This is a genomic window from Fonticella tunisiensis, assembly GCF_004364155.1.
Taxonomy (GTDB): domain Bacteria; phylum Bacillota; class Clostridia; order Clostridiales; family Caloramatoraceae; genus Fonticella; species Fonticella tunisiensis.
The window spans coordinates 42842-67752 of record NZ_SOAZ01000015.1 but is presented as its reverse complement, the minus strand read 5'-3'; the positions used below and the strand labels follow the sequence as shown (position 1 = coordinate 67752).

At 34.8% G+C, this 24911-nt stretch carries 19 protein-coding genes and 1 pseudogene; 1 reads left to right on the top strand and 19 read right to left on the bottom strand.

The window, feature by feature from the left end; all coding sequences use genetic code 11:
* Window positions 1–192: 192 nt before the first annotated feature.
* The 15 genes and pseudogenes from EDD71_RS09725 to EDD71_RS09655 form a co-directional block, all read right to left on the bottom strand.
* Entirely contained in the window at window positions 193–2394 is a 2202-nt protein-coding gene (locus EDD71_RS09725; RefSeq protein WP_133628545.1) for an Ig-like domain-containing protein, read from the bottom strand.
* Between the two features lie 205 nt (window positions 2395–2599).
* Window positions 2600–4021, bottom strand: a complete 1422-nt coding sequence (locus EDD71_RS09720) for an oligosaccharide flippase family protein (protein WP_133628544.1) — start codon at window positions 4019–4021, stop codon at window positions 2600–2602.
* 114 nt (window positions 4022–4135) lie between these two features.
* Window positions 4136–5452, bottom strand: coding sequence for an O-antigen polymerase (locus EDD71_RS09715; RefSeq protein WP_133628543.1), 1317 nt, complete (start codon window positions 5450–5452; stop codon window positions 4136–4138).
* 367 nt (window positions 5453–5819) lie between these two features.
* Window positions 5820–6482: pseudogene (locus EDD71_RS09710) on the bottom strand (glycosyltransferase family 2 protein); the annotation flags it as partial.
* 95 nt (window positions 6483–6577) lie between these two features.
* The gene (rfbD, locus tag EDD71_RS09705) at window positions 6578–7408 is read right to left on the bottom strand and encodes a dTDP-4-dehydrorhamnose reductase (RefSeq protein ID WP_133628541.1); all 831 of its coding nucleotides are present in this window, start codon (window positions 7406–7408) and stop codon (window positions 6578–6580) included.
* Between the two features lie 11 nt (window positions 7409–7419).
* Complete coding sequence (gene rfbB / locus EDD71_RS09700; RefSeq protein WP_133628540.1) at window positions 7420–8475, bottom strand: dTDP-glucose 4,6-dehydratase; 1056 nt, start codon at window positions 8473–8475, stop codon at window positions 7420–7422.
* A gap of 4 nt (window positions 8476–8479) precedes the next feature.
* Entirely contained in the window at window positions 8480–9052 is a 573-nt protein-coding gene (rfbC, locus tag EDD71_RS09695) for a dTDP-4-dehydrorhamnose 3,5-epimerase (protein ID WP_133628539.1), read from the bottom strand.
* A gap of 12 nt (window positions 9053–9064) precedes the next feature.
* On the bottom strand, window positions 9065–9976 hold the full coding sequence (gene rfbA, locus EDD71_RS09690) for a glucose-1-phosphate thymidylyltransferase RfbA (RefSeq protein WP_133628538.1): 912 nt from the start codon (window positions 9974–9976) through the stop codon (window positions 9065–9067).
* A 1-nt stretch (window position 9977) separates the two neighbouring features.
* Window positions 9978–10904: a glycosyltransferase family 2 protein gene (locus EDD71_RS09685; protein WP_133628537.1), complete on the bottom strand. Its 927-nt coding sequence runs from the start codon at window positions 10902–10904 to the stop codon at window positions 9978–9980.
* Window positions 10905–11567, bottom strand: a complete 663-nt coding sequence (locus tag EDD71_RS09680; RefSeq protein WP_133628536.1) for a sugar transferase — start codon at window positions 11565–11567, stop codon at window positions 10905–10907. It lies immediately after the preceding gene.
* Window positions 11568–11945: 378 nt separating this feature from the next.
* On the bottom strand, window positions 11946–12863 hold the full coding sequence (locus tag EDD71_RS09675) for an SDR family oxidoreductase (RefSeq protein WP_133628535.1): 918 nt from the start codon (window positions 12861–12863) through the stop codon (window positions 11946–11948).
* A gap of 127 nt (window positions 12864–12990) precedes the next feature.
* On the bottom strand, window positions 12991–13548 hold the full coding sequence (locus EDD71_RS09670; RefSeq protein ID WP_133628534.1) for a sigma-70 family RNA polymerase sigma factor: 558 nt from the start codon (window positions 13546–13548) through the stop codon (window positions 12991–12993).
* Between the two features lie 234 nt (window positions 13549–13782).
* Window positions 13783–16281, bottom strand: coding sequence for a SpoIID/LytB domain-containing protein (locus tag EDD71_RS09665; protein WP_166636431.1), 2499 nt, complete (start codon window positions 16279–16281; stop codon window positions 13783–13785).
* A gap of 233 nt (window positions 16282–16514) precedes the next feature.
* Complete coding sequence (gene galU / locus EDD71_RS09660) at window positions 16515–17378, bottom strand: UTP--glucose-1-phosphate uridylyltransferase GalU (protein ID WP_133628532.1); 864 nt, start codon at window positions 17376–17378, stop codon at window positions 16515–16517.
* 154 nt (window positions 17379–17532) lie between these two features.
* On the bottom strand, window positions 17533–19236 hold the full coding sequence (locus EDD71_RS09655; RefSeq protein WP_133628531.1) for a phospho-sugar mutase: 1704 nt from the start codon (window positions 19234–19236) through the stop codon (window positions 17533–17535).
* 287 nt (window positions 19237–19523) lie between these two features.
* Between EDD71_RS09655 and EDD71_RS09650 the strand changes: the two genes are divergently transcribed.
* Window positions 19524–20078, top strand: a complete 555-nt coding sequence (locus EDD71_RS09650) for a hypothetical protein (protein ID WP_133628530.1) — start codon at window positions 19524–19526, stop codon at window positions 20076–20078.
* Between the two features lie 60 nt (window positions 20079–20138).
* Here EDD71_RS09650 and EDD71_RS09645 read toward each other — a convergent pair whose 3' ends face one another.
* The 4 genes from EDD71_RS09645 to EDD71_RS09630 all read right to left on the bottom strand — a co-directional run bounded on the left by EDD71_RS09645 (window position 20139) and on the right by EDD71_RS09630 (window position 24903).
* Window positions 20139–21992, bottom strand: coding sequence for an N-acetylmuramoyl-L-alanine amidase (locus EDD71_RS09645; RefSeq protein WP_133628529.1), 1854 nt, complete (start codon window positions 21990–21992; stop codon window positions 20139–20141).
* 136 nt (window positions 21993–22128) lie between these two features.
* Window positions 22129–22389: a hypothetical protein gene (locus EDD71_RS09640; protein ID WP_133628528.1), complete on the bottom strand. Its 261-nt coding sequence runs from the start codon at window positions 22387–22389 to the stop codon at window positions 22129–22131.
* Between the two features lie 277 nt (window positions 22390–22666).
* Window positions 22667–22888, bottom strand: coding sequence for a hypothetical protein (locus EDD71_RS09635; RefSeq protein WP_133628527.1), 222 nt, complete (start codon window positions 22886–22888; stop codon window positions 22667–22669).
* 308 nt (window positions 22889–23196) lie between these two features.
* A complete protein-coding gene (locus tag EDD71_RS09630; protein WP_133628526.1) occupies window positions 23197–24903 on the bottom strand; it encodes a glycoside hydrolase family 13 protein in 1707 nt (568 codons plus the stop codon).
* Window positions 24904–24911: the final 8 nt, after the last annotated feature.

Here is a 24911-nt window from a genome sequence, read left to right as displayed (position 1 = left end):
AAAATCGGAATTTACATATTTCAATTATTATTCATCTAAACCATTACATATCAAGGGGCTACGCCCTATTTATTTTTTTAGCTGCGAAACTTCTGATATTTTACTCTATTTTCTCAGTATTAGTCCAGACTAAACTTTGCAATAAAAAACAACCCTAAGGTTATTTAAACCTTAAGGTTGTTCCTTATTTGCTTAATACGTTTCCTTATATCTTGGAATTTCAAAATATTGAGCGACATTTGCAAATCTTGCAAAATTATCAAACATTTGTTTTATCCTGGTTGTCTGATTATATGCCCATCTAACATCCGATGCATATTGATGTTGTGCTGGAAAATCCGGGTTCCATCGCATTTTATACAGTGTATCCTGCTTATATATTGGATTATTTATATAGCTTGAAGCAATAAATTTAGCTCCACCTAAAATCGCATCATCTATGGTAAACCATCCATTCTGATATGCATATTCTGCTCCCAATCTGATAGGATCGCTATCCTTTGCATTCACTCCAAAGACATTATAAACAACTTTTGGCTCTACTTGAATCACAGTATCAGGTTCTTTTCCAATTTGACTTACAAGTATGCCATATGCCAGATCGGAAGTCCCGTTTCCAGTTTCAAGCAGTGCATGTGAAACTAAATAAACTGGGTTTATATCGTTTTCTTGTGCTGCCCTTAAGAAAACTTCTCCTTTTCCCATCAGAATATTTTTTCTACCATTAGTATATGGTACAGATGCAATTAAATTGTCTAAATCCTGTGCAGTTATACCATAAACAAAGTTTAACTTTAAAAATTGATATTTAGCATTTCCTTCCAAGAAATTTTTCGGATTTGCATAATACTCAACCTGTTCTCTAGTGGCAGAAACCCATTTGCTGCCAGTGGTTATACTTGAATCATAATATTGTGGGTTAACTTTCATTTGTTTATCTATAAATTCTTTAAAAGTTATATCATAATCTACATAATATGTTACATCGTTTAATGTATTTAATATTCTTTCAATAGTTTGAGTTGACTCATCATTTCCAATACTTACTATAGTTAATGTATGTCTTCCATTTATAAATTTAGTGCTGTCTAAATTGAATTCAAATCCGCTTTTTGCTCCATTTGTATATCCAGGAAAAACACTATCAACATCTGGTCTTGATATTCCAGTTAGAGCCTGTCCAACTTTTTGACCATCCACATAAACATTTATTTCTCTTACTCCTGAGTCATGAAGTGCCCATCCTTTTATATATACAGTCTTATAAACTGTTGCCTCTGAAACAGGTGTATCTATAAACATTCTGGGCTGAAGCTTTGTTACATTTATATACCTATTTGCTTCTGCTTTAGAACCATCATTTCCTATGGCCTGTACAGTTATTTGATGCCTTCCTCCGCTTATGGTGTTTAGATCCAGGTTGTATCCATATCCACTGTTTGCTCCGCCTATATATCCCGGATACGCTTTATCTACGTCAGGCCTTGATCCTCCTATCGCTGCTTGTCCTACCTTTTGACCATCCACATAGACATTTACTTCCTTTACTCCCGAGTCACTTAGTGCCCATCCTCGTACGTATACTGTCCTATGTGCTGATTCTTCTAGTGCTGGCGCATCTATTACTATCCTGGACTCTAACTTTTTTACATTTATATACTTGCTTACCTCTGCTTTAGAACCATCATTTCCTATGGCCTGTACAGTTATTTGATGCCTTCCTCCGCTTATGGTATTTAGATCCAGGTTGTATCCATATCCACTGTTTGCTCCACCTATATATCCCGGATACGCTTTATCTACGTCAGGCCTTGATCCTCCTATCGCTGCTTGTCCTACCTTTTGACCATCCACATAAACATTTACTTCCTTCACTCCCGAGTCACTTAGTGCCCATCCTCTTACGTATACTGTCCTATGTACTAATTCTTCTGGTGCTGGCGCATCTATTACTATCCTGGACTCTAACTTTTTTACATTTATATATCTGCTTGCTTCTGCTTTAGAACCATCATTTCCTATGGCCTGTACAGTTATTTGATGCCTTCCTCCGCTTATGGTGTTTAGATCCAGGTTGTATCCATATCCACTGTTTGCTCCGCCTATATATCCCGGATACGCTTTATCTACGTCAGGCCTTGATCCTCCTATCGCTGCTTGTCCTACCTTTTGACCATCCACATAGATATTTACTTCCTTTACCCCCGAATCACTTAGTGCCCATCCTCCTATATACACAGATCTATAAACCGTTTCTTCTGATTGTGGACTATCAATACAAATTAGTGATGGCTTAATTTCTGCTGCCTTTACTAAAATAGGACTACTATTTATAAAAATAGTCGCCAATATAAAAAGTATGGCTAATAGTTTATCAATATATTTTTTCAACATAACCTCCCCCCTCACATAATATAATCAATAAATCTTAAAAATATTTATTAAAGTGTTCTTTAACAACATTAAAAATATTTTATATCAACATTAAACTTAATGAAACAATTAAAATTTTATTTTTATATTAACAGAAAAATTCAGAATAATAGATCGTTTCCAATATATAGTGACTAAAAAGATCTCGAAATCATTCATTTTCTTATTATTTACTCATTATAGCACGATAAATATTCTTTAATTCATTTTTGTTTAAAAATATTATAATAGTTAATATAGTTAAATATATTATAAAACCCGCATACCATTTTAAATAAATTCCTGTTACAAAAAACAAAATTATTGTAACCATTTCAATCGAGTATAGTTTATTTAAATTTATACCTATTTTTCTTTTAAAGAAATAGTCTGAATAAGCTACCCATAAGTAAAAAGAAATAAAGGATGCTATAGCTATTGCTACTGGCGATTTATAAATTTTATATCCAACAAAGTTTGTTATAAATCCTAAAAGGAGTGCTATAATATTATTCAAAGTATACTCTTTCTGTAACCCTAAAGTCTTATAAAAATTAGCTGAAACTATCGATATTTGTCCATTAAATAATATTGTTGGAAATAAAATCATAGTAATACTAAGTGCTGGGATATAATTTGGTATAAATTTTAGAACTATAAATTTTAAAATAAAGAAACCTGATAAACAAAAACTAATTATTACAAACAATATAAATTTCATAATTTCATAAATTTGTTTCATGTTATCTTTATTCATTCTAGCAAGATAAGGGTAGGTTACAGTATTTACAGCTCCTAGTAAAATATAAAATAATGATAATAAGGATACTGCAAATGAATACATTGCAAAATCGCTTACATTGAAAAATTTATCTATAAAAAACCGATCCAATCCCAATATAATAATTCCCATAAAATTTCCAATCATTACAAAAAAACCGTTGCTAAAATTTTTTCTAAAATCTTTAATGTTACTTCTAATATTTCTTATTTTCCCAAAGATTAAATCTTTTGAATTAAGCATATAAAGTAATAAAATAATTATATTAATTATCGTTTGTGAAACTATAAAAGAAAGATAATCATTTTTCCCTATAATAATTAGTATGACAACTACAGAAAGATATAAAATCTTAGATAGTATTGTGTTTATTGAATATATTTTAAACCTTCTCGTGAATTGATTAATAAATTCAAAAAAAGTATTAATATTTAGAACAACTAAATTAATAGAAATAAAATCGAAAATTAATCTTCGTGAATTATCAAAAATAAAGATATTAATAGTAACTAGAAATACTAGTGAAATCATCATTTGAAAAATTAATAAAAAATAAAAATAACTTCTAAACTTTTCCTTTGGCAAATCAATATAATCATAGTTTCCATATCTTACGTAAATACCATCATTAAATCCAAAATGGAAAAAGCCTACATACCCCAGATAAAAAGTAAATATCCTTAAATATGCATAATCATTAATTCCTAGATATTTAGGAACTAAGAAAGCAGATATTATACCCGTAATCACACTTACAAAATTTGCTCCTAGAGTAAATGAAAAATCTCTTATTTTTTTACTATTTAGAACAGTACTTAAATTTCTCATTGTTAGCTACCTTTCCATAGTTAAAAGTATAATATCATTAATACTATGATTGATCATTTTAATCGATTATCTAGCTTCCAAATTTTCCATTATATTTTTCTATATAAAAAACCTTTAATGAAATTTATACAGTATTTGTGTAAAATATTTAATAATCTTACTGTTATCGTTGGTATATATATAAATACCAGATAGTACAATAATATAAAACCATATAGTTGGATTAAAATACCAAGGAACAAAGAAGCTAAAAATCAGACAATAACTTAATATGCTATAAATTACTATATATAAATTGTTTTTATCTTTTTTTACAAAAATATTATATACATACCAATATATTGCCCCTAATATAAAGGTCACTACAACTATGCCAATAAGACCAAAATCAAAATATATATCAGATAAATACGTAGATGTATTAAAGTTTGGATTGGTTAAATATTTAGTCTTGTAAGTATAATCAAAATATTTTTTTGTGTTTGTAAAAGCAAAGATAGGGAATAACATATTTTTGCCTAGAGTATAATCCTTAAAATTTTCTATTATATTTCTTAAATTCTCAAAGTTCATCGATACATATAGATATGGCTGAGTTAATATACCTAATTTTGTAGTTTTCATATCTGCAACACTATAAATATAGGCTAAATTTTGATGTCTTAGATTACTTGCTAGTGAAAATAAAATAACAATAATAATTCCGACTACAATCACGAATTTTTTACTTATTCTTCTTACTATATAGTTATAAGTTATTATCAATATAACAACTTCAAAAATTAAAAGTTGCCTAGAAACTATTAAAATAGGTATGATGAACGATATTATATTCATCCACATAACCGGTTTTTTACCACCATATTTTTTATAAATAATAGTTAATGCTGGAATAAGTGCAATAGTTACAGTAAAGTAATGCAGTCCACTAATCTTAAATCTTAGATATGCATCCATACTTTTACTAAACAGGGGTATAAAACCTAAAACGGCCACCTCTATTGAAAAAGCTAATGTACATAAACTAAATAAAATTATAATCGATTGATACAATTTATCGTTATTAAATAAGTACGTAGTATTTCTTAGACCATTAATTTTTATAAACTTTTTCATTAGGTAATACCCTATAATAAACATAAAATATGCTAGCAATACATTTAGCCACATAAAAAAAGTCCAACCATGTTGATAGTTACTTAATCTAAAACTAGCTAGGCCTATGGCACCTATCCAGAATACCGAATATAACCCCAAAGGATTAAATAAATCATTTTTTGAAAATTTTATATACAAAAATATAGACGTAGCAATTAGCCCGATAGATATAGTATACTCCAAACCATAAAAGTAAAATATAACAATACTAACAACAGTTATCAATAATAATGCTGCAATTTTAAAATTACTTATTATTATTTTTTCTTGCATAACCACCCTCCTGTAAACATACAGATTAACAAGTAAAAAGCCTTTTTAATTCCTCCGAACTGATTTTACGATTCTTCATGATAACTTTTCTTTTTTCAAACATTCTGTTCTTATATTTGAGTATGTCTTTAATATATTTGAAAATAAATCTTTCATAAAATACAGCATAACCCAAAAATAAAAGTGTTCTTTTCATTATTTTATATTTATCTCTTTTGTACGTATCAACAGTTTCGTTTTTTATCAACATGAGATAGTGGTTTCTGAAGGAAATTCCTCTTAAAAATTCAGATTGACTCTTTCTATTTTTAATAAAGTTTCTAATACCGCCTTTTGAACCTCCAAGACCTCTACCATGATATGCGATAGCATTAGGATAGTACATGCATTTATAACCATATAAATTTAATCTCCATGATAAATCAACATCTTCTTTATAGGCGAAAAAATCTTCATCGTAATACTCTTGATCAATTTTTATATCTTCTAATGCAGATTTTCTATAAAAAGCAGCTGCACCACAAACACCAAAAATCTGCTCGGTATCTTCATATTGACCAATATCTTCTGTATTTTGCCCTCTATCTACAGCTCTTCTGCTTCTGTTAATTGTTATACCCGTACTATCAATTATATTAAGCTTAACATCCCTGTTAAAATCATACTTTAAAAGTTTTCCTGAAACAGCAGCTATTGATTCGTCTTGATTTATAAAGTTATAACATTCCTCAATAAAATTGGGCTCAAGAATAACATCTGGATTCATTACAAGTACATATTTACCTTTAGATAATCTAATTCCCTGATTAGCTCCACCGGCATAACCCAAATTTTCCATATTTCTAATCTTTACAATATTTTCAGAAGTAAAAGTTTTATCTACATAATCAAAAGAGCCATCTTTTGATACGTTATCAATAAAAATTAATTCTGTATTTTTATAAGTTTGATTTAAAATTGAATTAATACATCTTCCAAGGTAATCCTTATTATTATAATTTATTATTACCACAGAAACTAGTTCATTCATTCCTGGATATTTACCTCTCTTTCAGTATTATCACCAATATAACAATACGCCTAATTACTACAGAGTTTCATCTCTATAGTAATTAGGATCTAATGTTATGCCTTTAAATAATCCCTTAAACTTTCTTCCCAATCTCTAAAATTATCTCCAATGGTAAGTTCTAACATATAATTTCTCATAACTGAATATTTAGGTCTAGCCGCAGGCCTTCCGAGTTCTTCGGTACTTATAGGTTCTATCCTTGTGTTAATTCCAGATATCTCAAATATCTTCTTCGTAAATTCATACCAGGTTGTTTGCCCCTTATTTGAACCATGATAAGTTCCATAAGCATCAGTCTTTATTAGATCAAGTATTGCCCTCGATAAATCAACAGTACTTGTAGGGGTTCCCCATTGATCATTTACAACCTTGATCACATCCTTTTCTTTTGAAAGCTTAAGCATTGTTTTTACAAAATTATTTCCATTTTTCCCATAAAGCCATGCAGTCCTAACAATAAAGTGTTTTGAAAGAATATCTTTAACAATCAACTCTCCTGCGAGCTTAGACTTACCATACACGCTTAATGGATTAGGTATATCAAACTCTATATATGGCTCATTTTTAGTTCCATCAAAAACAAAATCCGTTGATACATATACCATTTTAGAATTAACGTTTAAACAGGCAGATGCAATGTTTTGAGCTCCTATTACATTGACTTTGTACGCCATGTCTATGTCTCTTTCAGCACCATCCACATTTGTATATGCAGCACAGTGTATAACCACATCCGGCTTGATTTCCTTTATCAACTCATAAGTCTTATTAATGTCTGTTATATCAAGATCATCCTTGTCAATACCTACTACTTCATCATCTTCCACCATATTTATAATTTCATATCCAAGCTGCCCTTTAGAACCAGTAACTAAAATTTTCATCTCATCACCTACTATCTATTATTATACATATTTTCGTAGTATTTCTGGTACTCTCCTGACGTTACATTCTTCATCCAATCCCGATTATCCAAATACCACTGTATTGTTTTCTTTATTCCAACCTCAAATGAAGTTTCAGGATACCATCCTAGTTCTTCCTTTATCTTTGTAGGATCAATACCATATCTTCTGTCATGTCCTTTTCTATCTTCAACAAACTTTATAAGATCCTCTGTTATTTCTTTATCCACGTTTTCATTTAAGTATGCTATAACAGTCTTTACTATCTGTATATTAGTTCTTTCATTATGTCCGCCAATGTTATATACTTCACCCAGTCTGCCGTTATTTATAACCATATCTATAGCCTTGCAGTGGTCCTCAACATATAACCAATCCCTTATGTTCAATCCATCACCGTAGACCGGAAGTGGTTTATGGTTTAGACAATTATTTATAAGTAAAGGAATTAACTTTTCCGGGAACTGATATGGTCCATAATTATTTGAACACCTTGTTATGTTTACTGGCATTTTATAGGTATCCCAATATGCCTTAACCATAAGGTCAGCACCAGCCTTACTTGCTGAATATGGGCTGTGAGAATCCAGTGGTGTTGTTTCGGTAAAGTAACCAGTTTCTCCAAGTGAGCCATACACTTCATCCGTTGAAACCTGAAGATATTTAACTCCTTCCTTAAATCCATTCTCAGTTTCCCAGGCATTCTTTGCACAATTTAACAGATTCACTGTTCCTAAAACATTTGTTTTTGCAAAAACTTCTGGCTCCCTTATACTCCTATCAACATGAGATTCAGCTGCAAAGTTTACAACATAATCTATTTCATATTTTTTAAACAATCCTTCTACTAATTCCTTGTCGCATATATCTCCCTGAACAAATATATGATTAGGGTTGTTTTCAACTTCTTTTAGGTTCTCCAAATTCCCTGCATAGGTTAACTTATCTAAATTAATTATTCTAACATCATTGTATTTCTTAAGCATATATAAAACAAAGTTTGAACCTATAAATCCTGCTCCACCGGTAACTAAATATGTTTTCATTCCTTTACTCTCCTTTATACTCAAATGGTATATCAAGTTCTTTCAATGTTTTTTGTCTTTTATCCTTCTCAGATAACAGAATCTCCTCTATGCCTTCTAAAGGCCACTCTATTGCGACATCAGGATCATTCCACAATAGTCCACTGTCATATTCAGGCGCATAGAAATCAGTACATTTATAATTAAACACTGCTTCATCTGAAAGTACTAAAAATCCATGTGCAAACCCTTCAGGAATATAAAATTGCCTTTTATTTTCATCAGAAAGAATAACCCCTTCCCATTGTCCAAAGGTTGGTGAACCCTTTCTTAAGTCAACCGCTACGTCGAAAACCTTACCCTTGGTAACCCTAACAAGTTTACCCTGTGTATGCTTTGTCTGAAAATGAAGACCTCTCAATACGCCTTTTTTTGACTTTGACTCATTATCCTGAACAAACTCCATCTTAAGTCCTGCATCAAAAAAATCCTTTTTATTATATGATTCCATGAAATATCCTCTTTGATCTCCGAATACCTTAGGCTCAATTATATATAGGCCTTGTATCTTAGTCTCAATAAAATTAAAATTTCCCATATGATCACCTGCTTACATTGATGTTGATGCAACTTCTTCTCTAAACTCCTTGCCTTCAAATTCCTCAACTATATCTATCAGATACTTGCCATAACCTGTTTTCATGAGAGGTGCAGCAAGCTCTCTAACCTTATCTGATGAAATCCATCCCTTTCTAAAGGCTATTTCTTCTAAACACGCTATATACGTACCCTGGGTATTTTGAACAGCTTCAACAAAGTTTGAAGCCTGAAGCATTGAACTGTGGGTTCCTGTATCTAACCAGGCCATTCCTCTACCCAGTAAATCCACCTTTAATGTTCCCTCTTCCATATATAATCTATTTAAATCCGTTATTTCGAGCTCTCCTCTAGCTGATGGCTTTAAGCTCTTAGCTTTCTCAACTACAGTGTTATCATAAAAGTATAGCCCTGGAACAGCATATTTTGATTTTGGATGTTCCGGCTTTTCCTCCAGGGATAAAACCTTTCCATTTTCATCAAATTCGACAACTCCGTAGGCCCTTGGATTTTGAACGTAGTATCCAAAAATATAGGCTCCCTTTTCTAAAGAAGCAGCCTTTTTAAGATGTTCACTAAAGCTTTGACCCCAGAAGATGTTATCCCCGAGAATCATTGCGACATTATCGTCAGCAATAAATTCCTCGCCTATTATAAAAGCTTCGGCCAGTCCATTAGGTGCTTTCTGAACGGCGTAGTCTATGGACAAACCTAATTCTGCCCCATTACCAAACAGTTCCTTAAAATTACGTAAATCCCTTTCAGTTGATATAATTAAAATTTCTCTTATACCGGCAAGCATTAGCACTGACATAGGATAATAAATCATTGGTTTGTCGTATATTGGCACCATTTGCTTTGACATCGCCTTTGTTACGGGGTACAACCTTGTACCCGAACCCCCTGCTAATACAATCCCTTTCATATTATTCCTCCCGTTCTCTTTTTCCCCAATACTTTTTATTTAGCGATGATATTATAACAAACTTTTTAGGCAACATTTCATATCTTTTCCCCATAAAACTTCCAATAAATCTTGCACCAAAATTAGGCAATAAATTTAATGTAACTTTAAAGTTTCTTTCCTTTAAAGATTGCCTAAAAACGTACATTGCCAAGTCTTTTCCGCTTTTATTTCCTTTATAACTTAGAAACTGAGGGTTTTGCCTAAAAAATACCCCAGTATCGAAATATCTGTTGTATAGCTGTTTTAATGTAAAAACATGTGAATGATATACCTCTGAATCAGCACAATATTTTATTCTATATCCGCTAGTTATTAACTTATGTGCAAAATACATATCCTCGTTTATTATATGGTTCTTACCATCATATCCATTTAACTCCTTAAAAATAGAAGCTTTTACAGCAGATGAGGCATCAGAATAAAAGAAGGTCATAAGTCCGTATCTTTCTATATCCTTAGATGAAACAACTCTTGATTCTTCAGGATAATTTTTTTTCCTAATATACTTTTCTATTGTATCATTATCACAAAGCTGTCTACTAAATGAAGCTTCACTCTCACCCGAAATAATAGGCTCAACTAAGTTTCTAAGCCATAATTCATTTTTCATTACAACATCTTGAGATATGAACACTATTATATCTCCCGTGGACTTATAAGCCATCATTTCCCTAGTTTTGCTATGTGAAAATTCTTCGGGCTCAATTAAAGTATAGTTTAAATTTAGCTCCTTTAATATTTCTTCAGTTCTGTCCTTCGATCTAGTCAAGACATATAAAATTTCAATTTCTTCGTTATCATATTTTTTCTGACTTAATAAGTTTAAATGTAGATCCCTTATATAACTCTCAGCATTATACAAAGGACAAATTATTGAAATCTTCATTTACATAGCTCCCTCTTTGTTGATTACTGCTATTATTGTTTTGCAAATTATCTTAAAGTCTAACCATAAAGACCTATTATCTATATAATACATATCCAGTTGTACCCTTTCTTCATAAGTTGTTTCACTTCTACCGTTAGCCTGCCAAAATCCTGTCAATCCAGGTTTTACGCTCAAAAATTTATCTGCATATTTTCCATATTTCTCTAGTTCTTTTTCAACTATGGGTCTTGGGCCAACAACACTCATATCCCCAATCAATATATTAAACAACTGTGGAAGCTCATCAAGGCTCGTCTTTCTTAAGAAGCTACCTACTTTAGTTATTCTTGGATCATTCTTTAGTTTAAAATTTTCTTCAAACTCCTTCTTTTGTTCGGGAGTAAGGTTTTTTAGCATTTCTTCTGCATTTTGATACATGGATCTAAATTTGTAGCATTTAAATATTTTGCCATTTTTACCAAGTCTCTTATGTCCAAATATTGCAGGTCCTGGAGAGTCCAGTTTAACTACTATCATTATAATTAAAAATAACGGAGATAAAATTATTATCCCTGCAAGAGCACTAATAAAATCTAATATTCTTTTGCATATATCATAAAATATTCTCTTATTTCCAACAGGAATTTGAGCTTCATATTGATTTAACATCTCAGGCTCCATCGAAACACGCCCTTTCTATCTATTTTTTTTAAATTCCTTTACATTATACCAAATTTTTAAGGCTTCGAAACAATCATTGGTAAATTATTATTAGTGAAATTTTGTCGAAAATAGAATAAATATCTCGTTATTGCAAAACATATTTATAATTCCCTTCATTTCTTCCTTTATCATCGATTTTATCATAATCTCTACATAAAATCAAAAATCAAAACATTTTTAATTAATTTTTTACGCAAATTTTATCCCTTTTTCGACTGAATTTTGTCTTTTATGAAAAAAGTATACAATTTACAAGAATGATGTATATTACATTCCTACTTTAATTCAAATATAAAAAATAAACAGGGGAACCTGTTTCAATTCCCCTGTTTTCATCTATCTTCCGCTATAATACTCATACGTCTCCCTAAGCCCCTCAACAAGCCCATACCTGGGCTCCCATCCCAAAACTTCGGCGGCCCTTCTGTTATCCATGTAGCTGTGTATTATATCTCCTTTCCTTGCCGGCCCATAGTTTGGCTTAAGCTCCCTTCCTGAAGCTTCAATCATTTTCTTTACAAGATCGTTTATGCTTATGCATGTGTTTGTGCTTATATTAAGTATATATCCATCACCTCTGGTCAGTGCAGCTATATTTGCCTCAACAACATCCTTTACATATATAAAGTCCCTTGTCTGCTCGCCATCGCCAAATATGGTTGGAACTTCTCCCTTTACAAGCTTGTTTAGAAATATTGCAATTACTCCACCTTCTCCCATTGGGTCCTGCCTTATTCCATACACATTTGAATATCTAAGTATTGTATAGCGAAGCCCATAAAGCTGGCTGAAAATCTTTATATAATGCTCAGGAGTATGCTTTGAAACCCCATAATATGAAATCGGTTCTACCTTATGATTTTCATCTAAAGGGAGATACTCAGGTTCTCCATATACTGCTGCCGAGGACGCGTAAATTATTTTCCTTGCACCGCTTAATCTGCATGCATTAAGCACATTTATAGTGCCAACTATATTAACATCAGCGTCATAATCCGGCTCCTTAATTGACCTTTGAACATCTATCTGAGCGGCATGATGTATGCATATCTCAGGTTTAAAGGCTTCAAAGACCCTAGTTAAATCTTCTTTATTTACTATGTCTACATTATAAAACTCAGCTCCGGGGTTTAAATTTTCCCTTCTGCCCGTGCTTAAATTATCAACAACGGCCACATCATGATTAAGCTCTATTAACCTGTCCACAATGTTTGAGCCTATAAAACCTGCTCCTCCTGTTACTAAAACCTTCATAATATCCCCACCTGTTCTTAGTTTTTTATATTTTAAAATTTTTCACAGCCCCTACCAAAAATCACCATTATTATACATCAATAATAACATTTTACCATTAATTCGTCAAAAAAAAATAGCCCTTCATTCAATCCCCAAGCTCCTCCCTTAACCTTTTAATAGCCCTGTCCTTCAAATTAACTACAGCCATATAGTGGCACCTTCTCCGGCTGCATATTTCAATCATGCTCATATTTTTAAAATAGTATTTCTCAATAATATCCCTCTGTTTATCAGAGAGCCTTCTAATTGCATCCTTTAACCTTTCCAAAGTTTCCTTTTTTATCTCACTTTCCTCTATATCAACATCGCTTTCTATAACATCATGGAGTGTTCCTCCTTCCTCCGTTATCTCTTCATCGAGGCTTATATAATCCTTTATCCTCTTTGAAAAATTCCTGATGCCATATATAACAGCCCTTTTAACATAGGCCTCAAAGGGAAAGTTTGAATTAACGTCATAATTTTCTATGCAGTATAAAATCACCATTTTTCCCTCCTGCATAGCATCATCAAAGTAGCTCCTGTCCTTTAAATATATTCCTATACACTTTTTTACAAGGGGCTCAAAGCTTCTAACCACCTGAAGCCTGGCACAATCATCCCTCTTTGCCTTTATAACAAGCTCTTTTATACTATCACTCACAACACACCCTCCTTAAAATTTTGCACCGGTGCTATGAGATAATGATATAAAATTTATCCAAATAAATTAAAAATGAAATATTGGCACACCTTTCAATATTCCATAGGGGAAAAATGAAAAAATGTCGACATTCAAACTGAAATGTCAACATTTCATTATTAAAAAGAGACATATGCAAATTATTTCCCTACCGCAATGATTCGATGCATAAGGGAATGCACCCGCATTCCCTTATCAATTCTCAATTCTCAGGAGGCTGGCACCTAATTCGTTTATCTTTTTAACAGTTAGGTTTCCCACCATTCCATCGGGCACAAGCCCATTATCCTTCTGGAAGGCTATAACCGCATTTTCCGTAATAACGCCGTAATAATTGGTGATAAAGGGATATTTAAAATACCCCATCCTCTTTAATATACTCTGAAGCTCCCTTACCTCTTCTCCCTTTACTCCCTTTTTAAGGATCCTGGATATATTAAATGCAGGTTTCAGCTTCCCTTCCAGTGCCATATCTATGCTCTCTGCTGTCTTACTGTCAACTACACCGTTTGCAGTCAGTCCATAGGCCTTCTGAAAGGATATAACTGCAGATTTTGTAACGCTTCCAAAGTATTTTGTCGTTATGAAGTAGTTAAAATAGCCAAGCTTCTTGAGAGCCTTTTGAAGTTCATTTACGTCATCTCCCTTCATGCCCATTTGAAGGGTTCTTCCTGTACTAAATGATCCTCCACTCGTTGGAGTTTGAAGCTTTAAAAGCTCACTGTTTATCTTCTCCACCGTTTTGCCATCGACAACACCATTTGGCGTAAGACCATGGGTTCCCTGAAATGTGATAACGGCAGCCCTTGTAATTACACCAAAATAGTTTGTAGTTGAGCCAAACTTAAATACACCTAACTTCTTTAAAGCCTCCTGAAGGGCCTTTACATCACTTCCCACCATTCCATAGCTTAAGTTCCTCGATATGCTTAAGGCTGCACCTCCCTTTGGAACTTCTGCTCCCTTTTCAACGTTTATGCTTATCTCCTCTGAATCGTTACTATCCTTTAATGAAATTCTATCCTTAACATACACAACTATGTGGTATTTTCCATATCCTTCAGGCGTAAACTGAAATACAGGGCTTTGCATTGCCTTTGATATCATTTTCTTTCCATCCTTTATTACATCAAACCTATAATCCACTCCTGCCGTACTTCCACCCCTTATTTCGGCATTTACTGTGATGGGCTTTTTAATATCTGTCTTTTCAGGTGAAAAGCTGAGCTTTGTAATTTCCGGCGGTGCAAAAACTGTAAAGCCTGAGCTTTTAACATCATCGTATTCTTCCTTGGAATTTTTATCCTTGCCATATAGAAAAACCTTGTAATAACCTGATTCCTTTGGTGTGTACGAAAGGGATGAAGCCTCCCTGTAGTCACCTGAGTAGACCGTTGTTTCTCCCCTTTTAACTACAAACTTAAATAAAGCTGAGCTTCCCTCGCTTTTTTCAGCTGTAAATTTAACTTCCTCTCCGGCAATAACCTTATCCCTTTCTATGCTGAAGGATTTTATAACGGGCTTTATGCTCTCAAGGACTGTGCCGTCATAATAAAATGCCAATATCCTGTCATAGGTCTGGCCTGCCCTTGCCCTCTCCCTGGCGCCAATCTGGCTGAGCCCCAGGCCATGGCCGCTTCCCTTTCCGTCGAATATGTATTTGCCGCCGCTGTAGCTTACCTTATACATTGAGCTGTTAAAGCCTAAAAATATCCTGGCCCTTTCCTTTGAAAAGGACATTCTTCCCGTTTTTCCACTTGAAGTCCTATAAATTATATCTATATTCGATATTCTTCCGCTCTCGTAGGTTCTGATGCTTTGAAGGTCTATCCTTTCAAAGGTGCTGCTTTTAGAAAGGTATCTCCTGTCCTTTAGCTTTTTGTCTATCTCAGCAGGTGAATAAACTGCCTTCCAGTTATAGTTATCGTCGTTATCATATATATCCGGCTTTGCCTTTAGATATGGAATCCTTTGAAGCCATACGTTTTCACAGGCCTCGGTATATCCTCCGTTGCTTGCAGAAAAATATGCGCTTATGGGCTTGTTGTTGTAAAGAAGAACCCTTCCCCTTGTATCCTCAACGGCCTTTATTGCATTTTTATAGTACGGGTTATAACCCCTATATACCTGGCAGTGGGTTGTATCGTCAAGGTCATACCCATCCTTTTCATGCTTTCCAAGGTTTGAAAGGGCGTAGTTTCTAGCTGCAACGGCCTGGGCCTTAAGGGCCTCCAATGGATATGAATTTGACATTTCAAAGGGAACAACTCCCTTTAAATATTCTTCTATGCTTATTATATTAACAGGAAGGATCTTTCCCCCATTATCCCTAAATACCATACTCCCCTTATAGCTGTATTCCTTTATGTAGTTTCTTCCCCACAGGCTGTACACAACCCTTAGCTTTAATGTGTTATCATCGCTTTCAGGCTCGAAGGTGATGTAGTTATATTGCTTGCCATTCATATATATTCTTCCGCCTGAGATGGTCAGGGTAATGCTTGTCCCGGATTGAAGTACGGAACCCTCCACTCTATAGCTTCCGTTTAAACTGACGTCTATCCTTGAAGACGCCATGTTTTCAAGGCCAATCCTTATGTCTTTGAAATACCCGCTGTATGTATAAGCATATGCCTTAGAGGAAAAGACGAATAAGGAAAATACTGCAAAGATAATTAGAAATGATTTTTTCAATTTTCTTCCTCCTTTTATACCATCTATTAACATTATACTTCAAAATATATGGCTTAAACAACAAATTGTGACAGTATTTATCTATGTTCACAGTAATTAACCTTTTGTGATGGAGAGGAAGATGGCAATAGGAGCGGGTTTCCATGCTCGCCCGCTGAGCTTCGTAATACCCAACGGGCGGACGCAGAGGCCCGCCCCTACAATTAAAAGGTTTGTTTGCAACATTTTTCTGCTTATTTCACTATTGTCTTAAGGTAGTTCATGAAATCATCCTTAAGGTCATCCCTCTTTAGCGCAAACTCAACGGTTGCCTGAAGGAAACCAAGCTTATCTCCAACGTCATATCTTCTTCCCTTGAAGGCATAGGAATACATAGCCTCCCTGTTTAGAAGCTCTTTAAGGGCATCTGTAAGCTGTATTTCTCCCCCCTTGCCTGGCTTTGTATTTTCAAGTATTTCAAATATCTGGGGAGTTATAATGTACCTTCCAAGTATTGCAACGTTTGAAGGCGCCTTATCAACCTCCGGCTTTTCAATAAGGTCCTTAACCTTATATACACCGTCCTCTATATGCATACCCTTCACTATTCCATACTTGTTAACATCCTCCATAGGAACCTGCTGAACTCCAAGTATCGTCGTCTTATACTCGTTGTATATGTCAATGAGCTGCTTAAGGCATGGAACATCGCTGTCCACGACGTCATCACCAAGCATAACAGCAAAGGGCTCATTTCCAACGAATGTTTTGGCACATAAAATAGCATGGCCAAGGCCCTTTGGCTCCTTCTGTCTTATATAGTGAATTTGAGCAAGGTTTGATATCTCTTCAACCATATTGAGAAGATCATCCTTCTTTTTGGACTTGAGCTCCATCTCAAGCTCAACGGACTTGTCAAAATGGTCCTCTATTGCCCTTTTATTCCTTCCAGTTATTATAAGTATCTCTTCAATACCGGATGCAACAGCTTCCTCTATTATATACTGTATTGTCGGCTTATCAACAATTGGAAGCATCTCCTTTGGCTGTGCCTTTGTTGCAGGTAAAAACCTTGTTCCAAGGCCAGCAGCGGGAATTATCGCCTTTCTAACCTTCATCATTCCATCTCCCTTTCAATATTATTAAAACAAGTTAATAATTCGACATTTTGATTTAATATCCTTCTGAAAATTAAAAAAATCTCAGTGCAAATAGGGCGGCATTTGTAAAAAAAAGGGCAAAGCGCCCTTTTAAAATACTTTGAAGTTATAACTACTCCGTAATCCTAAGTATTTCTTTTTTCATATTCTCTATTTTATCCGATGAATCCTTCATATCCCTGCCTATTGTTGCAAAATAGAACTTGATCTTGGGCTCTGTGCCTGACGGCCTCGCAGTAACAATGCTTCCGTCCTCAAGTATAAGCTGAATAACGTTTGACTTTGGAAGGTTTATATCGGCCTTATCTCCACTTAAAAGGTCCTTTTCAAGTCCTACCTTATAGTCCTTAACCTTAACAACCCTGTATCCTGCAAGCTCCTTAGGGGTGTTGTTTCTCAAATCCTCCATGATGGCTTTAATCTTTTCGCTTCCCTCAATTCCCTTAAGGGTTATTGACTTAAGGTCTTCCCTAAAGTATCCATACCTTTCGTAAAGCTCCATTATGCCGTCATAGAGGCTCATCCCCCTTGACTTATAGTATGCAGCCATTTCACATATTAGGGAAGATGCAATAACGCCGTCCTTATCCCTGACGAAGGTTCCAGCTAAGTATCCATAGCTTTCCTCAAAGCCAACTATGAAGTTTTTATCTCCCCTTTCTTCAAACTCCTTTATCTTTTCTCCTATATACTTAAAGCCCGTTAAAACATCTATTATTTCCACTCCAAAATCATCGCATATCCTTCTTGCCAGCTCCGTTGTAACTATGGTTTTTACAACAACGGGGTTTTCAGGCATTTTATTAAGTTCCTTAAGCTGGCTTAACATGTAGTATGTTAAAAGGGCTCCTGTTTGATTTCCAGTGAGAACCACGTATTCTCCCTCGTTGTTCTTTACAACGACACCAACTCTGTCGCAGTCAGGGTCGGTTCCGAGGATAAGGTCTGCTCCATCCCTCTTTGCCATTTCAAGGGCTATTGTAAACACCTCATGCTCCTCAGGATTTGGGTATTTAACTGTGCTAAAGTTTGGATCAGGCATTTCCTGTTCCTTAACGACTGATACGTGCTTGTATCCCAGTTCCTTTAAAACCCTCCTTACGGGTACGTTTCCCGTTCCATGGAGAGGAGTATATATTATTTTAATTTCATCTGCCATTTTATCTATTAAGGACTTATTAATGGTCAATCCCTTAACGAGATCTATATAATCTTCCTCAACTTCATCTTCAATATAGTTATAAAGTCCATCCATGGACGCCCTTTCGAAGTCGATTGTCTTAATATCGCCATAATCAACTGAGGTTATTTCCTTTAAAATACCTTTGGCATGTTCCTCCGTAATCTGCCCTCCGTCGCTCCAGTATACCTTGTACCCATTATATTCCTTAGGATTATGGCTTGCTGTAATAACTATTCCCGCTGTTAAATTAAGCCTTCTAACAACAAAGGAGAGCATTGGCGTAGGCCTTAGTTCCTTGTATATGTATGTTTTTATTCCATTTGCGTTTAAAACGAGGGCCGCCTCCTTTGCGAACACATCGGAATACCTCCTTGAATCATAAGCAAGTGCCACCGAGGGGTTTCCAATTCCCTTCTTTAATATGTAATTTGCAAGCCCCTGGGTTGCCTTTCTAACGGTGTATATGTTCATCCTGTTAGTTCCAGCGCCAATAACCCCCCTGAGGCCTCCTGTTCCAAACTCAAGTTCTCTATAAAACCTATCCTCTATTTCCCTTTCATCAAGCCCTGTAAGTTCTTTTCTTGTTTCCTCGTCAAATGTAAGCCATCTTTCATACATTTCCCTGTATCCCATTTTGACCCTCCTAGCAAAAGCCGCTATTTAGTGGCGTTATTATTTTATAACATAATTAATTTATCATTTTTAACAGGATTTTTCAATAATTTAAATAATTAACCAATATAATTTTATTGACATTTATATTATATATTTCCTCAGCTATTTGCCAATATTCACATATATTACATTATAATTATCGCTAAATTTTGTTTACTTTTTCACATAATACTCTTGTTATTTTTTTGTCTTACTGATATAATGAAATTGAACAAAAATTCAATACATAAGTGGAGGGGTTCTCTATGAAAATCAAAGCAACAATATTATCACTCATCTTCGCAGTTTCACTGTTAGCAGGATGCGGAGCTAAAGAAACAGCAAAGGCACCTGCAAAGGAACCAGCAAAGACTGCAGACGCAGTAACATCAGCTTCAATAGTAGACAACAATGCAGCCTTTGAAAAGGCAATAAGCAAAGAAGGAACATGGATTATCGCAACAACTAAGGACTTAACTTTTGACAAGGAACTTGTACTTGATGGTAATTTTAAAAATGGTAAGAAGGACGCTAATGGTAATGATATTATACAGCGTAAGATAGCTCTCTATGCTCAGGATGATAAGAGAAACGTAACCGCAAGATACACTTTAAAAGCTCCAAAATTAACTGTTAAGAGCGAAAATGCAAGAATTCAGGGCGGAACCTTTGTTGGAGATGTCTATGTTGAAGCTAAAAACTTCTCTATAGTTGATGCTAAGGTTCAAGGAAACGTTTACTTCGCAAACGAAGAAGCCAAGTCAACATTTAAGTTAGAAAATGGCGGTACTGTAACAGGAGTTACTGAATTAAAGAAATAATTTAATGTAATTAAATATTGTACAAACTATATAAAGGGAATGCAAAATGCATTCCCTTTTTCAATTCTCAGGTACCAGCCTCCTGAAATATTCAACTATACCTTTGTAAATGCCATATGCAGCCTTTTCCCTGGTGTTCTCCTTGAGAAGCAATTCTCTGTCTCTAGAGTTGTTTATAAATCCTATCTCGATAAGGCTTGAGACAAGATTGTTTTCCCTTAGAACGCTAAGGTCTGCTTCTATTGGGGAAGTATATTTATAGGAGAAATCGGAGATAGCATTTATCTGCTGAAGGATGTTTGAAGCAAGGCTCCTTCTTCCTTCATCATCATATCCGTTATAGTATGGCCTGTTCTCCCTATATATCTGGGAACTACCCCTGTAGTATACCTGGATCCCTGATGCAGCTGTTTCACTTTCTCCAGTTGAGTTTACATGGATAGAAATAAAAATAATGTTGCCATGATACTTCTTCTCCAGGTCAAATACAGCAGCCAAGTCACTGTTTCTGTATTCTAATTCCCCTGAATTATCATTATATCTGTATATACCAGATCTCTCATCATTATTAGGATTATCCAGGTAGGGTTTAAAGAGATTGATCTTATTGTTTATTTCATCAATAGCAGCCTGCTTTGATGAAATTTGTGTTTCAAATGCAGCTATCTGACCTGTAATTACCTTAATTTCATCTTCTAATGCAGCAATACTTACATCAAGAGAAGCAGCATCACCTTGTATTTTTTCTATTTCCTTATTCAACGTATCTATCTGTCCTTTTAGATTTTCTATCTGAGTTTTAAGTTCCTGAACCAGCCCGGCATTATTTTCAGCCTCTGCCTGAATAAGCTTCTGCTGCAAGTCAGATAGTTGACTGTTTAACTCCCCAAGTAAATCCTGCTTGTCCATCAAAGTTTTACTATTTGCATCCCTGCTAATATTGGCTTGCTGCAATTGAGCTTCTTTTTGAGCTTTTAGATCTTCCTTTTCCTTCTTTGACTTATTAAGCTCAGCTAACTCACTCTTTTGCACTTCAAGCTCCTTACACAGCACATAGTTATTTGCAATGGCAGATCTGTTAAAGAGCGAATGAGTGCTGTCATTGTCCCTTGTAAGTACTACCTTTGCTCCAGCCTCTTCAAGCATTCTCTTTAACCTCATTGTAATATCCAGGTTTATATCCTTCTCATAAACTCCACTTCTGTTTGCCCCTGAATCTGCTCCGCCATGTCCAGCGTCAAGAATTATAGTCTTACCTTTAAGGGCATCAGCTTGTCCATGATAAGAAACCTTATCTTCAGGTGCCTTCTCAGATGGATGATTTGGGGTATTATTATTATTGTTATTATTGTTGTTATTGTTATTATCAACCATACCCTCAAAGAGCTTTGCAATTGTCATTTTACCTACAATTCCATCCACCTTCAACCCCCTGCTCCTTTGGAAGTTCATAACCGCCTGTTTTGTTTTTGGTCCAAAGGAACCATCTGGAGTTCCACAGTTAAATCCAAGATCATTTAGCCTTCTTTGAAGAACTGCTACATCACTTCCACGGCTTCCCTGCTTTAAAGTCCTTTGTATCGATGTCTGAATCTGTGGTGAAGCTGGAGCTGGTGTGTTTTGAGATGGTTGAGATGCTTGCTGTCCAAAGAGTTTTCCCATGGTTGCATTCCCAACTATTCCATCCGCCTTAAGGCCACTATTCTTCTGGAATCTGATAACAGCGCTCCTGGTTTGGGAACCAAAAATACCATCTGCCCGTCCATTTAAATATCCAAGGCTTATGAGCCTTTCCTGTACTCTTTTTACTTCACTTCCCCTGCTTCCATACCTTAGTGTTAAGGCACTTGCACCGGTGGTTATGGAAAAAATAAATAGTACAGTTAAAAATAAAGTTAAACATGTTCTCTTCACCTTCTCACCTCCTTCATAGTTATTTTATATTGCATAAATGTTATGTTCAAGTCCTATAATTTTAGTTTATTAGTAAATTCTCAGGAGGCTGGCACCTAAATTAAAAAAGACAATCTCTTTGAGATTGCCACTTTAATTATTTCACTGCTTTTAACTTTACTATATCGTTCCAATTCTTTGAGGTCATTAATTCTACTGCAGTCAAGTCTTCCCTAATTCCTTTAATTTCACCCTCAACCCTGGCAATTGCATGATTTACTCTGTCTATTTCGGCTTTATGAGATTCACTTGCATGTTCCAGGGCTCTTAATATTTGTGTATGTTCATTTAATATTTGTGTATGTTCATCAAGTTTAGAATTAATAGATTTCAATAATTCTAAAATTTCCTTATCCAAACTACTCACCACCGTTAACCTAATTAATAATTATTATATCATTTATTAAATCTTAGGACAACGAGATCAAGGCATCAATCATAGCTCATAAGATAAATTCCCTGAACGAAATATTAAATTCTCTGGATTTAGATGATGATTCAAAGGTACTAATAACATAAGGGAATGCCCCTACATTGCACCTATGTTTTAGGTTACTGGGTTTAATTTGTAATTATTGCATTTTATTAACTTTACCCCCAGGGGTCCTTGCTCGGGGCCCGAATGGCTCGCGCTTTTATTCATTCATAACCTTTTTAAGCTTATCTACAAATTTAACAGTTTCATTAAGTTTCAAGAATTCCGTATCAGCCTGTTTAATAAAACTGAGAATAGTTTCCTGATTCGACTTTATATCTGCAAGCTCTTTTTTAATAGGTTCCAGCTTTTCATCAAATTTTCTATCTAGCTTTTCATCAAGCATCTTTTCAATTGCTTTTAACAATAATTCGTACTCCATTACTTCTCTCCTCCTCACAACTATTTATATTATATCATTTAAATATTAATGGGAAAAAACAAATAGAAAGTAAGCGTCAAACATCTTCCACATAGAAATGCTGTTAAATTTTTGAGAAAATACTCCTTATAAAAGGAATAATTGTATCATAAATAAAACGGAAATACGAGATGAGTGGAAAAAGCAGATTGCTGCCTACAAAGCGAGTGGATTAAGTGTATCAGCTTAGTGTATCAGCTTTAGGTGAGGATTATTTTACGCTTACCGATATAGCATAAGGGAATGCTCTCGCATTCCCTTATCAATTCTCAATTCTCAGGTGGCTGGCACCTAAATATATACTTATCTCCCGGCTTCGTGCTTAATTTCAGTCTTCCTTCATCACATATATATTTAGCTTCACTTAAGAGTTCAGATACAACCTTGCCACAGTTCTCAAGTATAAACTCTTCCTCCCTATCTCCGTTATTGAATACACAAACAACCTCCTCATCCTCTGTAACCCTTCTGTAGGCATAGAGTGAATCAGTCACCTTAACAGTCCTGTATTCACCCTCCATCAATGCACTGCTTCCTCTTCTTATTTTTATAAGTTTTTTGTAGAAGCTGTGAAGGTCGTAATTTATATTGTCAAAGTTCATTGTCCTTCTACAGTCAGGGTCATTGGCTCCACTTATTCCTGCTTCATCTCCATAAAATATCATGGGTATTCCAATGGTTGTCATCATGTAAAACACTGCAGACTTAAGCCTTTCAACGTCATTTCCACACTCATAGAGGAACCGGCTGGTGTCATGACTATCTAAAAGATTTAGAAGGTTTTTCCTTATGTCCATTCTGTATCTTACAAACAGGTTGTTTATCTCCCAGTCAAACTTCTGAAGGTCTATTGAGCCCTTAGCAAAATATTCAAGAAGTATATACATGAATGGATAGTTCATGGCAGAGTCAAACTGATCTCCCTGAAGATAACTCTCAGCTCCATCCCAGACTTCCCCTATTATTATGGCATCACTCTTGACCCTCTTTATCTCTTCCCTGAAACTCCTCCAGAACTTGTGGTCAATTTCGTTTGCAACATCAAGCCTCCAGCCGTCTATATCATATTTTTCAACCCAGTATCTTCCAATATCAAGGAGATATCTTTTCGTTCCTTCACTGGCAGTATTCAACTTAGGCATGAGCTTTGTATATCCAAAGGTTTTATACTCGTCTCTGTTTTTTATAAAATACCAATCAAAGTAGGGTGATTCCTTTCCTCTTTCAATGGCGTCTCTAAAGGCAAAGAAATTGCTGCTTGTGTGGTTAAATACTGCATCCAGCACTACCCTAATTCCCCTGCTGTGACAGGCTTCAACAAGCTCCCTAAAGGTTTCCTCGTCCCCAAAGCCCCTGTCTATTTTGTAGTAATCAAGGGTATCATATTTATGGTTGCTCTTTGATTCAAATATCGGGGTAAGATATATGCAGTTAACTCCGAGGTCCTCAAGGTAATCGAGCTTATCGATTATTCCCTTAAGATTTCCACCAAAAATTCTCTCCGGAGTTGGATCCATGAACCAATTATCATCTATTTTTTCCTTATTAAACCTGTCAACGAATATCTGATAAAAAACCGATTGCGTCCACCACTTATGACCTTCATAAAGGTCTCCTTTGCAAATGCAGGAGAACATAAAGTATCTGTTCCTATCCATCGGCGGCGTTTCATAGAACCTCCTCTGTGAGTATATAAGAACTTCATTTTCATCCTCAAGTCTAAAATAATAACATATCCTGTTAAAGTCAGGTTCAATTATGATTTCGAAGTAGTCAAAAAGTTCATCCCTGTAGGTTAAATCCATATCCTTCTCAAAGATAGTAATGGGACTTACAGGTTCATATCTATCTCCATAACAAAGAGTAACCCTCTTTAAGTCATTCTTTTTTGTTCTAAGTTTGATGCAAAGCCTTTTTTCATTCAGTGGATAGGCATAGGTACTGTCGCTTTTGTGATATATCGCTTCCTTTAACATATTAACCT

Excerpts from the sequence above, each read along its gene's own strand:
- rfbD (WP_133628541.1), bottom strand. The coding sequence starts at position 7,408 with ATGAAAATTTTAGTTACTGGTTCTAAAGGGCAGCTTGGATATGAAATT.
- EDD71_RS09650 (WP_133628530.1), top strand. The coding sequence starts at position 19,524 with ATGAAAATCAAAGCAACAATATTATCACTCATCTTCGCAGTTTCACTG.
- EDD71_RS09715 (WP_133628543.1), bottom strand. The coding sequence starts at position 5,452 with ATGCAAGAAAAAATAATAATAAGTAATTTTAAAATTGCAGCATTATTA.
- rfbB (WP_133628540.1), bottom strand. The coding sequence starts at position 8,475 with ATGAAAACATATTTAGTTACCGGTGGAGCAGGATTTATAGGTTCAAAC.
- EDD71_RS09720 (WP_133628544.1), bottom strand. The coding sequence starts at position 4,021 with ATGAGAAATTTAAGTACTGTTCTAAATAGTAAAAAAATAAGAGATTTT.
- galU (WP_133628532.1), bottom strand. The coding sequence starts at position 17,378 with ATGAAGGTTAGAAAGGCGATAATTCCCGCTGCTGGCCTTGGAACAAGG.
- EDD71_RS09655 (WP_133628531.1), bottom strand. The coding sequence starts at position 19,236 with ATGGGATACAGGGAAATGTATGAAAGATGGCTTACATTTGACGAGGAA.
- rfbC (WP_133628539.1), bottom strand. The coding sequence starts at position 9,052 with ATGGGAAATTTTAATTTTATTGAGACTAAGATACAAGGCCTATATATA.
- EDD71_RS09680 (WP_133628536.1), bottom strand. The coding sequence starts at position 11,567 with ATGGAGCCTGAGATGTTAAATCAATATGAAGCTCAAATTCCTGTTGGA.
- rfbA (WP_133628538.1), bottom strand. The coding sequence starts at position 9,976 with ATGAAAGGGATTGTATTAGCAGGGGGTTCGGGTACAAGGTTGTACCCC.
- EDD71_RS09630 (WP_133628526.1), bottom strand. The coding sequence starts at position 24,903 with ATGTTAAAGGAAGCGATATATCACAAAAGCGACAGTACCTATGCCTAT.
- EDD71_RS09635 (WP_133628527.1), bottom strand. The coding sequence starts at position 22,888 with ATGGAGTACGAATTATTGTTAAAAGCAATTGAAAAGATGCTTGATGAA.
- EDD71_RS09675 (WP_133628535.1), bottom strand. The coding sequence starts at position 12,863 with ATGAAGGTTTTAGTAACAGGAGGAGCAGGTTTTATAGGCTCAAACATT.
- EDD71_RS09725 (WP_133628545.1), bottom strand. The coding sequence starts at position 2,394 with ATGTTGAAAAAATATATTGATAAACTATTAGCCATACTTTTTATATTG.
- EDD71_RS09685 (WP_133628537.1), bottom strand. The coding sequence starts at position 10,904 with ATGAAGATTTCAATAATTTGTCCTTTGTATAATGCTGAGAGTTATATA.